Here is an 11,968-nt window from a genome sequence, read left to right as displayed (position 1 = left end):
GCCAACGGCATCATGCACGTGACCGCCAAGGACCTGGGCACGGGCAAGGAGCAGAAGATGACCGTCACCGGCGGCTCCTCGCTGCCGAAGGACGAGGTCGACCGGATGCGCCAGGAGGCCGAGCAGTACGCGGAGGAGGACCACCGCCGCCGCGAGGCCGCCGAGGCCCGCAACCAGGGCGAGAACCTCGTCTACCAGACCGAGAAGTTCCTCAAGGACAACGAGGACAAGGTCCCCGGTGACGTCAAGGCCGAGGTCGAGGCCGCCGTCGCCGAGCTGAAGGAGAAGCTCAAGGGCGAGGACAACGCCGAGATCCGCACCGCCACCGAGAAGGTCGCGGCCGTCTCCCAGAAGCTCGGCCAGGCCCTCTACGCCGACGCCCAGGCCGCCCAGGCCGCCGGCGGCGACGCGGGCCAGGCCAAGGCCGACGACGACGTGGTCGACGCCGAGATCGTCGACGACGAGCCCAAGAAGGACGGTCAGGCGTGAGCGAGGAGACCCCGGGCTTCGAGGAGAAGCCCGACGTCCCCTCCGGCGACGCCGCCGAGGCCGCCGAGTCCACCGAGGACACGGCGGCCCCGGCCGGGGACGCGAACAGCACCCAGGAGGCCGACGCCGGCCTCACCGCCCAGCTGGACCAGGTCCGCTCCGCGCTCTCCGAGCGCACCGCCGACCTCCAGCGGCTCCAGGCCGAGTACCAGAACTACCGGCGCCGGGTCGAGCGGGACCGGGTCACGGTCAAGGAGATCGCCGTCGCGGGCCTCCTGTCCGACCTGCTCCCGGTCCTCGACGACATCGGCCGGGCCCGGGACCACGGCGAGCTCGTGGGCGGCTTCAAGTCGGTCGCCGAGTCGCTGGAGACCGTCGTCGCCAAGATGGGGCTCCAGCAGTTCGGCAAGGAGGGCGAGCCCTTCGACCCGACGATCCACGAGGCCCTCATGCACTCGTACGCGCCGGACGTCACCGAGACGACCTGCGTGGCGATCCTGCAGCCGGGGTACCGGATCGGCGAGCGGACCATCCGGCCCGCCCGCGTGGCCGTCGCCGAGCCCCAGCCGGGCGCCCAGGCGAAGGCCGAGGAGCCGGAGGACTCCGGCACGTCCGACACGTCCGAGAAGGACAGCGAGTAGGAGCCGTACCCGTACGCGGGAGGAGGGACGTCGATGAACACGAAGGACTTCGTCGAGAAGGACTACTACAAGGTCCTCGGCGTCCCCAAGGACGCCACCGAGGCCGAGATCAAGAAGGCGTACCGGAAGCTCGCGCGCGAGAACCATCCGGACGCCAACAAGGGTGACGCGAGCGCCGAGGCGCGCTTCAAGGAGATCTCCGAGGCGAACGACGTCCTCGGCGACCCCAAGAAGCGCAAGGAGTACGACGAGGCCCGCGCGCTCTTCGGGAACGGCGGCTTCCGCGCCGGCGGTCCCGGGGGCGGCGGCTCGTTCAACTTCGACCTGGGCGACCTCTTCGGAGGCGGCGCCCAGGGCGGCGCCGGCGGCTTCGGCGGCGGCGGCCTCGGGGACGTCTTCGGCGGACTGTTCAACCGCGGCGGCGGCGCGGCCGGCCGCACCCAGCCCCGCCGGGGCCAGGACATCGAGTCCGAGGTGACCCTCAGCTTCACCGAGGCCATCGAGGGCGCGACCGTGCCGCTGCGGATGTCCAGCCAGCAGCCGTGCACGGCCTGTTCCGGCACCGGCGACAAGAACGGCACGCCCCGGGTGTGCCCGACCTGCGTCGGCACCGGCCAGGTCTCGCGCGGCGGCAGCGGGTCCTTCTCGCTCACCGACCCGTGCGTGGACTGCAAGGGCCGCGGTCTGATCGCCGAGCACCCCTGCGAGGTCTGCAAGGGCTCCGGCCGGGCCAAGTCCTCGCGCACCATGCAGGTCCGGATCCCGGCGGGCGTCTCCGACGGGCAGAAGATCCGGCTGCGCGGCAAGGGCGCCCCGGGCGAGCGCGGCGGGCCGCACGGCGACCTGTTCGTCGTCGTGCACGTCGACGCCCACCCGGTCTTCGGCCGCAAGGACGACAACCTCACCGTCACGGTGCCGGTCTCCTTCACGGAGGCGGCGCTCGGCGGCGAGATCAAGGTCCCGACCCTCGGCGGACCCGCGGTCACGCTCAAGCTGCCCGCGGGCACCCCCAACGGCCGGACGATGCGCGCCCGCGGCAAGGGAGCGGTCCGCAAGGACGGCACGCGCGGCGACCTGCTGGTGACGGTGGAGGTCGCGGTGCCGAAGGAGCTGGACGACAAGGCCCGCGAGGCGCTGGAGACCTACCGGGAGGCGACCGCCTCCACGGACCCCAGGGCGGAGCTGTTCCAGGCGGCGAAGGGAGCGTGACGCGGTGGAAGGACGCCGACGCAATCCGTACGAACTGACCGACGAGACGCCGGTGTACGTCATCTCGGTGGCGGCCCAGCTGTCGGGACTGCACCCGCAGACCCTGCGCCAGTACGACCGCCTGGGCCTGGTCTCCCCGGACCGCACGGCCGGGCGGGGCCGGCGCTACTCGGCCCGCGACATCGAACTGCTCCGCCAGGTGCAGCAGTTGTCGCAGGACGAGGGCATCAACCTGGCCGGCATCAAGCGCATCATCGAGCTGGAGAACCAGGTCGCGGCGCTCCAGTCCCGCGTCGCCGAGCTCTCGGCGGCCGTCGAGGGCGCGGCGGCCGCGATGCGGCAGCGCGAGGCCCAGGTCCACGCCTCCTACCGGCGCGACCTGGTCCCCTACCAGGACGTCCAGCAGGCGAGCGCCCTGGTCGTCTGGCGCCCGGCACCGAAGCGCGACCACTAGCGCCCGGGACCTGCTCCGCGCGCGGGCCCCGCCACGTCACCGTGGCGGGGCCCGCCGCGTTCAGCCCAGCAGCTCGCCGAGGACGTCGCCGAGCGTCTCCCACCAGGGCGCGGCGCCGGTCCCGAAGGCGGCGGCGAGCGCGGTGCCGACGGCGAGGTCCAGCGGGGCCGGCCGGATCTCCCAGGTGTCGGTGACCCGTCCGTCGCCGCTGGAGGCCAGGGTGCCGATCCGCCGCCCGTCCCGGCTGAGCCGGCTCTCCTCGTACGAGCAGGGCACGAGCCGGTACCGGACGCCGCCGGCGCGGACGTCCACCCGGTACGAGCGTCGCAGCAGCCGCCCGCGGGCCGGACGGATCGCGGCGGGCGCGCCGTCGACGGTGAGCGTCAGCAGGGCGGCCTTCCGGGTGCCGACGGGGACGTGGGCGTCGGCGGGCGTCCCGGCCGCGCGGACGAGCTCCACGACGGGCAGCCCGGCCCCGGAGACCCGCAGGGTCCCGGCGGCCCCGTCGAGCGCCACGTGGGCGTGCACGGCGGTCATCCCTCCCGGTCGAGGATGCCGGAGCGGGCGATCAGGTAGCCGAGCTGGGCCCGGCTCCCGCTGCCCAGCGTGGCCGCGAGCTTGGCGATGTGCGCCCGGCAGGTCCGCACGTTCATCCCGAGCCGTCGCGCGATGGCCTCGTCGACGTGTCCCTCGACGAGGAGCTTGGCGATGGAGAGCTGGATGCCGCTGACGCCGTCGACGGAGGGCGTGTAGGGCACCTCCTCCTCCCACGGGACGCCGTAGAGCCAGAACTGGTCGAAGACGCCCACGAGATAGCGCACGAGGCCCTCGTGGCGCAGTTCCAGGGCGACGCGCCGGTCGGTGCGGGCGGGCACGAAGGCGACCCTGCGGTCGACGACGATGAGCCGGTCGACGATCTCCTCCAGGGTGCGGACCTCCAGGCCGTACGGCCCGATCCGCTCGACGTACCCCATGGTGGCGGAGTGGTGCCGGGCGGTGTGCTGGTAGAGGGTGCGCATCCGGATGCCGCGTTCCAGCAGGGGTTCGACGCGGCGCAGGCCGTCCTGGACGACCTCGGGCTTGCGGCCGCTGCCGGGCTGGATGGTGAGGAGTTCCTCGGTGCACTCGTCGAGGACGCGGTCGAGGGTGTCGTTGATGACATCGAGCCCCTCCAGGACGGTGATGGCCTGGACGGCGGAGGGGTCCGGGGTGCTGATCGACATGAACGGCTCGAAGGCGTCGGCCAGGTCCAGGGCCCGCTGCCGCTGCTGCTGGATCTCCTGCTCGATGGGGTGGACCAGCTTGTTCAGGGCGACCGACGGCGGCACGGGGCGGAGCCAGCGCACGTCGTCGGGATCGGTGCGGACGAGGGCCAGTTCGATGAGGCACGGGTCGCCGGCGAGCTCCTCGCGGGCTATCCGACCCGCGCGCAGAGCGGCGGCGTACCGGGCTTTTCCGGCATCGCACGGCTCTCCCGGGAGATGGTCGGTGTCCATTCCCTCCCGTATTGACACCATGTGGGCCCCCCTCAGGGTCTTGAATTACAGGAACATGATGCCTGGCAGTGGTGGCAGAAGGGATCGGTGTGAGTCATCGTTTTGGACGCGGGGGAGGTAGTGATCAAAAGAGGTGGAGATCGGCCATGACCAGGATGGTTCGTGCACTTGGCGCCATAGCTTTCGCTGCCGCGGCTGCTGTCGGTGTCTTCGCCCTCGACGGCGAACCGACGTGGGACGCTCCGCCCGCGCACGTCGTCGCAGCTCCGGGCGAGCCGACGTGGGACGTCGCTCCGGCCGCGGAGCGGGAGCCCACGTGGGACTTCGCCCTCGGTGTGGGCGAGCCGACGTGGGACGTCGCTCCGGCCGGCGAGCGGGAGCCCACGTGGGACTCCGCTCCGCTGGACCTCGGCGCATGACCGTCCCTCCGGACGACCGGGTCTTCCGCAGGGAGATGGCTTCGGCCTACCGGTCCGGGTGGCACTTCGTCGATCTCGTCACGGCCATCCCCCACCGTGGCGACTCGCTGAAGATCACCCTGTTCGGAGAACCTGTGGTCGTCGCGCGGGAACAGGACGAGGACGTCCGGGCCTACCGGTGCCTCAGGCGTCCGCGCGGCGCCCCGCAGCCGATCCGCTGTGCCATCCGGTACGGCATGATCTTCGTCAACCTCGATCAGCGGGACCACCGGCTGATCGAGCCCGAGACCATCACCGCCACCCCCCGCAGTGCCTGAGCGATGCCCCCGTCGTTGTAGATCGCTCAGGTGCTTCCCCCACACAACGGCGCCGTCGCGGACCTGAAACGCGATGGCGCCGTTGTGCTTTTCCGCGTCCGGGGTCAGGCGCGGCCCATCGCCCGGGTGAGGGCGATCTCGATGACGACCCGGTCCGGGTTGGGCGTGGGCGTGCGGCCGTAGCGGTCCGCGTAGCGCGCCACCGCGTCGGCGACGGCCTCCGCCTCCGTGCGGATGCGCGCGACGCCCTCCAGGGTGGCCCAGCGGCCCTTGTCGACCTGGCAGACCGCGACCCGCGCCCCGTCCGGGCCGGCCGCGAGGACGTTGGCGACCTTCCGGCTGTGCTTGTTGGTGATGACCCGCGCCAGCCCGTTCTCGGGGTCGTACGTGACGCCGACGGCCACCACGTGCGGGGTGCCGTCCGGGCGCGGGGTGGTCAGCGTGCACATGTGGTACTCGCGCCAGAAGCTGAGATACGAGTCCGTGGGGTTCCTCGGGTCAGTCGCCATGCCCGGAAACTACCTCCGTCCGGCCCGTCCCCGACACCTTGAGCGGAATAGACTCAACTTTATGTACGCTATATGAGTCACCGTACGTGGAGAAGGACGAACGACCAGGAGGAGACCCCGCACGTGGACGCCGAACTGACCAACAGGAGCCGGGACGCGCTCAACGCGGCGAGCAGCCGCGCCGTGTCCCAGGGGCACGCCGATCTGACCCCCGCGCACCTTCTGCTCGCGCTGCTGGAGGGTCAGGACAACGAGAACATCACCGACCTCCTCGCCGCCGTCGAGGCCGACCAGGCCGCCGTCCGCGCGGAGGCCGAGCGGCTGCTCGCCGCCCTGCCGAGCGTGACCGGCGCGACCGTCGCGCCGCCGCAGCCCAACCGCGAGCTGCTGGCCGTCCTCGCGGACGCCTCCGAGCGCGCGAAGAAGCTCGGCGACGAGTACCTGTCCACGGAGCACCTGCTCATCGGCACCGCCGCCAGGGGCGGCCAGGCCGGCCAGGTCCTCGACCGGCAGGGCGCCACCGCCCGCCGGCTCCAGGACGCCTTCGAGAAGGCCCGGGGAGGCCGCCGCGTGACCACCGCAGACCCCGAGGGCTCGTACAAGGCCCTGGAGAAGTTCGGCACCGACTTCACCGCCGCCGCCCGCGAGGGCCGGCTCGACCCGGTGATCGGCCGCGACCACGAGATCCGGCGGGTCGTCCAGGTCCTCTCCCGGCGCACCAAGAACAACCCGGTCCTCATCGGCGAGCCCGGCGTCGGCAAGACCGCCGTCGTCGAGGGCCTCGCCCAGCGGATCGTGAAGGGCGACGTCCCCGAGTCGCTGCGGAACAAGCGGCTGGTCTCCCTGGACCTCGGCGCGATGGTCGCCGGCGCGAAGTACCGCGGCGAGTTCGAGGAGCGGCTGAAGACCGTCCTCTCCGAGATCAAGGAGAGCGACGGCCAGATCATCACCTTCATCGACGAGCTGCACACCGTCGTCGGCGCGGGCGCGGGCGGCGACTCCGCCATGGACGCCGGCAACATGCTCAAGCCCATGCTGGCCCGCGGCGAGCTCCGCATGGTCGGCGCCACCACCCTCGACGAGTACCGCGAGCGGATCGAGAAGGACCCCGCCCTGGAGCGCCGCTTCCAGCAGGTCCTGGTCGCCGAGCCGTCCGTCGAGGACACCGTCGCGATCCTGCGCGGCCTCAAGGGCCGGTACGAGGCCCACCACAAGGTGCAGATCAACGACTCCGCGCTGGTGGCCGCCGCGACCCTCTCCGACCGGTACATCACCTCCCGCTTCCTCCCCGACAAGGCCATCGACCTCGTCGACGAGGCCGCCTCCCGGCTCCGCATGGAGATCGACTCCTCCCCGGTGGAGATCGACGAGCTCCAGCGCTCCGTCGACCGGCTCCGCATGGAGGAGCTGGCCCTCGCCAAGGAGACCGACCCCGCCAGCGTCCAGCGCCTGGAGAAGCTCCGCCGCGACCTCGCCGACCGCGAGGAGGAGCTGCGCGGCCTCACCGCCCGCTGGGAGAAGGAGAAGCAGTCCCTCAACCGCGTCGGCGAGCTGAAGGAGAAGCTCGACGAGACCCGCGGCCGCGCCGAGCGCGCCCAGCGCGACGGCGACTTCGACACCGCCTCCAAGCTGCTCTACGGCGAGATCCCGACCCTGGAGCGCGAGCTGGCGGAGGCCACCGAGGCCGAGCGCGAGGTCCAGAAGGACACCATGGTCAAGGAGGAGGTGGGACCGGACGACATCGCCGACGTCGTCGGCGCCTGGACCGGCATCCCCGCCGGCCGCCTCCTGGAGGGCGAGACCCAGAAGCTGCTCCGCATGGAGGACGAGCTGGGCCGCCGGCTGATCGGCCAGACCGAGGCCGTCCGGGCCGTCTCCGACGCCGTGCGCCGCACCCGCGCCGGGATCGCCGACCCCGACCGGCCCACCGGCTCCTTCCTCTTCCTCGGCCCCACCGGCGTCGGCAAGACCGAGCTGGCGAAGGCGCTCGCCGACTTCCTCTTCGACGACGAGCGGGCCATGGTCCGCATCGACATGTCGGAGTACAGCGAGAAGCACTCGGTGGCCCGCCTGGTCGGAGCGCCCCCCGGCTACGTCGGCTACGAGGAGGGCGGCCAGCTCACCGAGGCGGTCCGCCGCCGCCCGTACAGCGTCGTGCTGCTCGACGAGGTGGAGAAGGCGCACCCGGAGGTCTTCGACATCCTGCTCCAGGTCCTCGACGACGGCCGGCTCACCGACGGCCAGGGCCGCACGGTCGACTTCCGCAACACCATCCTCATCCTCACCTCGAACCTGGGCAGCCAGTTCCTGGTCGAGCCGCTGACCGGCGACGAGGAGAAGAAGCAGCAGGTCCTGGAGGTCGTCCGGGCCAGCTTCAAGCCCGAGTTCCTGAACCGGCTCGACGACCTGGTGGTCTTCTCGGCGCTCGACAAGGCCGAGCTGGGCCGGATCGCGCGGCTCCAGATCGACCGGCTCGCCAAGCGGCTCGCCGACCGCCGGCTCACCCTGGAGGTCACCCCGGAGGCCCTGGAGTGGCTGGCCGACGAGGGCAACGACCCCGCGTACGGCGCCCGCCCGCTGCGCCGCCTCATCCAGACGGCCATCGGCGACCGGCTCGCCAAGGAGATCCTGGCCGGCGAGGTCCGGGACGGCGACACCGTCCGCGTGGACCGCTTCGAGGACGGCCTGATCGTGGGCGCGGCGCAGTAGGACGGGGCTACACGTCGAAGGCGCGGAGGTGGACGAGGGCGGTGCCGCCGTCCTCGTACGCCACCTCCACGTCGACGTACAGCTGCTCGTCGAAGGACGCCTTCCGGCACAGGTCCTTCCCGCAGGAGTACGGCGGCTCGCCCTTCGGATAGGCGGATTCCAGCCAGGTGCCCGCCTCCGCCGCCGGCATCCGGAAGTCCACCTCGACGAGCGTGTCCTGCCAGTGCGTGCCCGTGCAGCGGGCGTCCACGGCGCTCTCCGGCAGCCGGGCCCGGGCGAACTCCATCGCCTTCCCGCAGTCCACGGTCTGCTCCCGTCCCGCCTGGCCCAGCGAGTACGCGCCCCAGGCGAGGAAGGCGAGCGGCACGGCGCAGACCGTCCCCACGAGCGCCAGGATCCAGACCCAGCGGCGGTACGGCTTCCCCGGCGTGTCCCTCACGGGCTCCCTCGTGTCCCCCATGGGGGCAGATCATGTCAGCCCGCAGCGGATCCGCCCCGGCGGGGCTTGCCACGGACCGGCCGGGATGGGGGAGGATGGCGACATCCGTACGAAGGGAAATACACGGTGAGCATCGACCCGTCCTCGATTCCGAATTTCGGTGGACAGCCCCAGCCGCAGGCAGGACCGGCGGGCCCCGTCGTCCCCGACCAGGACCTGGTGAAGCAGCTCCTGGACCAGATGGAGCTGAAGTACGTCGTCGACGACGAGGGCGACCTCGCGGCGCCGTGGGAGGAGTTCCGCACGTACTTCATGTTCCGCGGCGAGGCGGAGCAGCAGGTGTTCTCGGTGCGCACGTTCTACGACCGTCCGCACTCGGCCGACGACCGCGCCAGGATCCTCGACGCGATCGACGACTGGAACCGCCGCACCCTGTGGCCCAAGGTCTACACCCACCTGCACGAGGAGGAGGACGGCTCCGCCACCCTCCGTCTCATCGGTGAGGCGCAGATGCTGATCGGCACCGGCGTCGCCCTGGAGCACTTCGTCTCCTCCACGGTGAGCTGGGTCCGTGCCTCCATCGAGTTCGACAAGTGGATCGTCGAGCAGTTCGGTCTGGCCTCCCCGGAGGAGAAGACCGAGGGCGGCGACGAGGCCTGAGCCCCGTCCCCCGGCACGCGGAGGCCGGGCCCCCTTTCCCGGGGGCCCGGCCTCCGGCGCGTCTCAGGCCATCCGCTTGAGCCGGTCCACCGCCTCCTGGAGGACGTCGGTCCGCTTGCAGAAGGCGAACCGGACGAAGGGCGCGCCGGCCTCCCGGTCGTCGTAGAAGACGGCGTTCGGGATGGCGACGACCCCGGCCCGCTCGGGCAGCGAGCGGCAGAAGGCGAAGCCGTCGGCGGTGCCGAGGGGCCGGATGTCGGTGGTGACGAAGTACGTCCCGGCCGGCCGGTGGACCGCGAAGCCGGCCTGCGCGAGCCCCTCGCTCAGCAGGTCCCGCTTGGTTTGGAGGTCGGCGCGCAGCCCGTCGTAGTAGGCGTCGGGCAGGCGCAGGGCCTCGGCGACCGCGTACTGGAACGGCCCGGACGACACGTAGGTGAGGAACTGCTTCGCCGAGCGGACGGCGGCGGTCAGCTCCGGGCTCGCGGTGATCCAGCCGACCTTCCAGCCGGTGAAGGAGTACGTCTTGCCGGCCGAGCCGATGGTGACGGTCCGCCCGCGCATGCCGGGCAGGGTCGCGATCGGCAGGTGCTCGGCGCCGTCGAAGACCAGGTGCTCGTAGACCTCGTCGGTGACGACGAGGAGGTCCCGCTCGACGGCCAGCTCGGCGACGGCGGTCAGCTCGGCGCGGGTGAGGACGGTGCCGGTCGGGTTGTGCGGGGTGTTGAGGAGGATCAGGCGGGTGCGGGGGGTGACGGCGGCCCGCAGCTCGTCGAGGTCGAGGACGAAGCGTCCGTCGGCGGCTCCGCCGCGGGGGTCCCCGTGGGGGCGGAGGGTGACCGGGACGCGGGTGCCGCCGGCCATCGCGACGCAGGCGGCGTACGAGTCGTAGTACGGCTCCAGGGCGATCACCTCGTCGCCGGGCTCGACCAGGGCCAGCAGGCTCGCCGCGATGGCCTCGGTGGCGCCGGCCGTGACCAGGACCTCGGTGTCGGGGTCGTACTCCAGGCCGTAGCGGGCGCGCTGGTGGTCCGCGATCGCGGTGCGCAGCTCGGGGACGCCGGGGCCGGGCGGGTACTGGTTGCCGAGGCCCTCGCGCACGGCCCGTTCCGCGGCCTCGCGCACCTCCTCGGGGCCGTCGGTGTCGGGGAAGCCCTGACCGAGGTTGATCGCCCCGGTCCTGGCGGCGAGCGCGGACATCTCGGCGAAGATCGTGGTGCCGAACTCGGCCAGCCGGCGGTTGAGTCGCGTCATGCGGTCATCCTGGGCCGAAGCTCTGGACTTCCTCAAGTGCGCTTTGGCGGCGGCGCGGAGCGGGAATCCCCCGTGCGGAGGCGGCAGGGTGCCGCCGTACGGGGGTCGATGACGATGGGATTCCTGATCACGCTGTTCGTGATCGTGGTGGTGGTCGGCATGATCGTGTCCGGCGCCACGGGAGGGAAGAAGCGGCGGCGGCGCGGCGGTTGGTCGGGCGGCGGCAGCGGCTGCGGCGGTTCGAGCTCCTGCGGTTCGAGCTGCGGCTCCGGCTGTGGCGGTGGCGGCGGCGGGGACTGACGGGGCCGGAGCGGGGGCGCCGGGGCGGTGCGCGACTCCCTCCGGCGCCCGGTGGGCCGCGCGGTCACGGTCGCCCGGGCGCGATCGCCGGTTTCCGGCGGGGCGGTGGCGGATCGGGCGGCCGGGGCGTGATCGCCGGCTTCCGGAAGGGCGGCGGAGCGGGCGGCCGGTCGGAAGGCGGTGACGGCGGCGGCTGCGGGGAGTGACGGGTCAATAGGCCCCGGACGGGGCGGGATTGGTGTTCTCCGGCGGCCCCGCCGATCGCTCGGCGATCGATTTCGCTTGAACAAGTGAACTGAAAGGTCCCCGAAGGGGATGGAAACCACAGCAAGTTGGGTAAAAAGGCTGCGAGTCGTCCGGCGTCCATGGTTCTCTCGCTCCTGACAGAGACAGCCCTCGGACCGTGTGTGGACCCGAGCCGGCGATCCCCACTCCCGTTGAAACCCTCTCCGGGGCGCCCCCGGCCCACCCGTCAAACCGTGTTTGCGGAGCCGACCCATGCTCACCACCCTGAAGACCTCCTACACCGACACGCGCGCGGCCGACCTGGCCTGGGCGCTGGGCCGCGAGCCGCTGCCCGCGCTCGCCGTGCTCGACCTCGAACTCTCCGGCGCCAAGCTCCAGTTGAGACTTCTGGGCGCCTCCCACCAGGTCCTTCTGGAGGAGGAGGGCCGCAGCTGTTCGGAGACCGTCGCCTGCATGCCGGGCAGCAGCACCCCGCTGCCGCTCGGCGTCTCCAAGCGCGTCGGCGAATGGGAGTACGAATTCGCCGCGCGCGTCGAGACGCTCTCGCAGGGCTCCTTCGCGGGCCGGGCGCAGGAGCTGCTCGCGCTGGTCGCCGACCATCCCCACGGCCTGGCCGGGACCTTCCCCGGCTCGCCGCACGCCTTCACCGCGATGCTGGCGCAGCGCCACGAGGGCCAGGTGCGCTGGCGGACCTGGCACGCCTATCCGCAGGAGGGCCAGCTCGTGGTCACCCGCACCAGGATCGGCGCCCGTATGCCCGCCGCGCTCTGACGCGCCCCCATTCGGCCCAGGTGCACTCGTGTGGGTGACAAGGGGCGAGGGGGTCGTG

General features: G+C 72.3%; 15 protein-coding genes. 10 read left to right on the top strand and 5 right to left on the bottom strand.

Annotated elements, in window-relative coordinates; all coding sequences use genetic code 11:
• The 4 genes from AB0E83_RS28990 to AB0E83_RS28975 form a co-directional block, all read left to right on the top strand.
• A partial coding sequence (locus tag AB0E83_RS28990) for an Hsp70 family protein (RefSeq protein ID WP_362118171.1) occupies positions 1-489 on the top strand: 489 nt, incomplete at its 5' end.
• Positions 486-1,130 carry a nucleotide exchange factor GrpE gene (grpE, locus tag AB0E83_RS28985; protein WP_362118168.1) on the top strand — a complete coding sequence of 215 codons (645 nt, stop codon included), beginning with the start codon at positions 486-488 and terminating at the stop codon, positions 1,128-1,130. The genes AB0E83_RS28990 and grpE, both read left to right, overlap by 4 nt.
• Before the next feature lie 33 nt (positions 1,131-1,163).
• Complete coding sequence (gene dnaJ, locus AB0E83_RS28980) at positions 1,164-2,339, top strand: molecular chaperone DnaJ (protein ID WP_362118165.1); 1,176 nt, start codon at positions 1,164-1,166, stop codon at positions 2,337-2,339.
• Between the two features lie 4 nt (positions 2,340-2,343).
• On the top strand, positions 2,344-2,793 hold the full coding sequence (locus AB0E83_RS28975; protein WP_362118162.1) for a helix-turn-helix domain-containing protein: 450 nt from the start codon (positions 2,344-2,346) through the stop codon (positions 2,791-2,793).
• 60 nt (positions 2,794-2,853) lie between these two features.
• Here AB0E83_RS28975 and AB0E83_RS28970 read toward each other — a convergent pair whose 3' ends face one another.
• Entirely contained in the window at positions 2,854-3,330 is a 477-nt protein-coding gene (locus AB0E83_RS28970) for a hypothetical protein (RefSeq protein WP_362118159.1), read from the bottom strand.
• Positions 3,327-4,289: a helix-turn-helix transcriptional regulator gene (locus AB0E83_RS28965; RefSeq protein WP_362118156.1), complete on the bottom strand. Its 963-nt coding sequence runs from the start codon at positions 4,287-4,289 to the stop codon at positions 3,327-3,329. Before AB0E83_RS28965 ends, AB0E83_RS28970 begins: the two co-directional genes overlap by 4 nt.
• 146 nt (positions 4,290-4,435) lie before the next feature.
• Between AB0E83_RS28965 and AB0E83_RS28960 the strand changes: the two genes are divergently transcribed.
• Both AB0E83_RS28960 and AB0E83_RS28955 read left to right on the top strand, forming a co-directional pair.
• Positions 4,436-4,708: a hypothetical protein gene (locus AB0E83_RS28960; RefSeq protein ID WP_362118153.1), complete on the top strand. Its 273-nt coding sequence runs from the start codon at positions 4,436-4,438 to the stop codon at positions 4,706-4,708.
• Positions 4,705-5,025 (top strand): (2Fe-2S)-binding protein, encoded by a 321-nt coding sequence (locus AB0E83_RS28955; protein WP_362118150.1) that lies wholly within the window; start codon positions 4,705-4,707, stop codon positions 5,023-5,025. Before AB0E83_RS28960 ends, AB0E83_RS28955 begins: the two co-directional genes overlap by 4 nt.
• 104 nt (positions 5,026-5,129) lie before the next feature.
• Here the strand turns inward: AB0E83_RS28955 and AB0E83_RS28950 are convergent, their stop codons facing one another.
• Positions 5,130-5,534, bottom strand: a complete 405-nt coding sequence (locus tag AB0E83_RS28950; protein WP_362118147.1) for a TIGR03618 family F420-dependent PPOX class oxidoreductase — start codon at positions 5,532-5,534, stop codon at positions 5,130-5,132.
• 123 nt (positions 5,535-5,657) lie between these two features.
• Between AB0E83_RS28950 and clpB the strand changes: the two genes are divergently transcribed.
• Positions 5,658-8,243 carry an ATP-dependent chaperone ClpB gene (gene clpB / locus AB0E83_RS28945; protein ID WP_362118177.1) on the top strand — a complete coding sequence of 862 codons (2,586 nt, stop codon included), beginning with the start codon at positions 5,658-5,660 and terminating at the stop codon, positions 8,241-8,243.
• Positions 8,244-8,250: 7 nt separating this feature from the next.
• On the opposite strand, the gene AB0E83_RS28940 is transcribed toward clpB, so the two are convergent.
• A complete protein-coding gene (locus AB0E83_RS28940; protein ID WP_362118144.1) occupies positions 8,251-8,703 on the bottom strand; it encodes a hypothetical protein in 453 nt (150 codons plus the stop codon).
• Between the two features lie 105 nt (positions 8,704-8,808).
• Here AB0E83_RS28940 and AB0E83_RS28935 point away from each other — a divergent pair, with 105 nt between their 5' ends.
• Positions 8,809-9,342: a YbjN domain-containing protein gene (locus tag AB0E83_RS28935; protein ID WP_362118141.1), complete on the top strand. Its 534-nt coding sequence runs from the start codon at positions 8,809-8,811 to the stop codon at positions 9,340-9,342.
• Positions 9,343-9,405: 63 nt separating this feature from the next.
• On the opposite strand, the gene AB0E83_RS28930 is transcribed toward AB0E83_RS28935, so the two are convergent.
• Complete coding sequence (locus tag AB0E83_RS28930) at positions 9,406-10,593, bottom strand: pyridoxal phosphate-dependent aminotransferase (RefSeq protein WP_362118138.1); 1,188 nt, start codon at positions 10,591-10,593, stop codon at positions 9,406-9,408.
• 114 nt (positions 10,594-10,707) lie between these two features.
• Here AB0E83_RS28930 and AB0E83_RS28925 point away from each other — a divergent pair, with 114 nt between their 5' ends.
• Both AB0E83_RS28925 and AB0E83_RS28920 read left to right on the top strand, forming a co-directional pair.
• Complete coding sequence (locus AB0E83_RS28925; RefSeq protein ID WP_362118135.1) at positions 10,708-10,893, top strand: hypothetical protein; 186 nt, start codon at positions 10,708-10,710, stop codon at positions 10,891-10,893.
• Between the two features lie 498 nt (positions 10,894-11,391).
• Entirely contained in the window at positions 11,392-11,910 is a 519-nt protein-coding gene (locus AB0E83_RS28920; protein ID WP_362118132.1) for a DUF2617 family protein, read from the top strand.
• Positions 11,911-11,968 lie beyond the last annotated feature (58 nt).

Origin of the sequence: Streptomyces sp. NPDC035033 (assembly GCF_040636735.1) — a bacterium.
In the GTDB taxonomy this organism is placed as follows: domain Bacteria; phylum Actinomycetota; class Actinomycetes; order Streptomycetales; family Streptomycetaceae; genus Streptomyces.
This window is presented reverse-complemented; position numbering and strand designations above follow the sequence as displayed.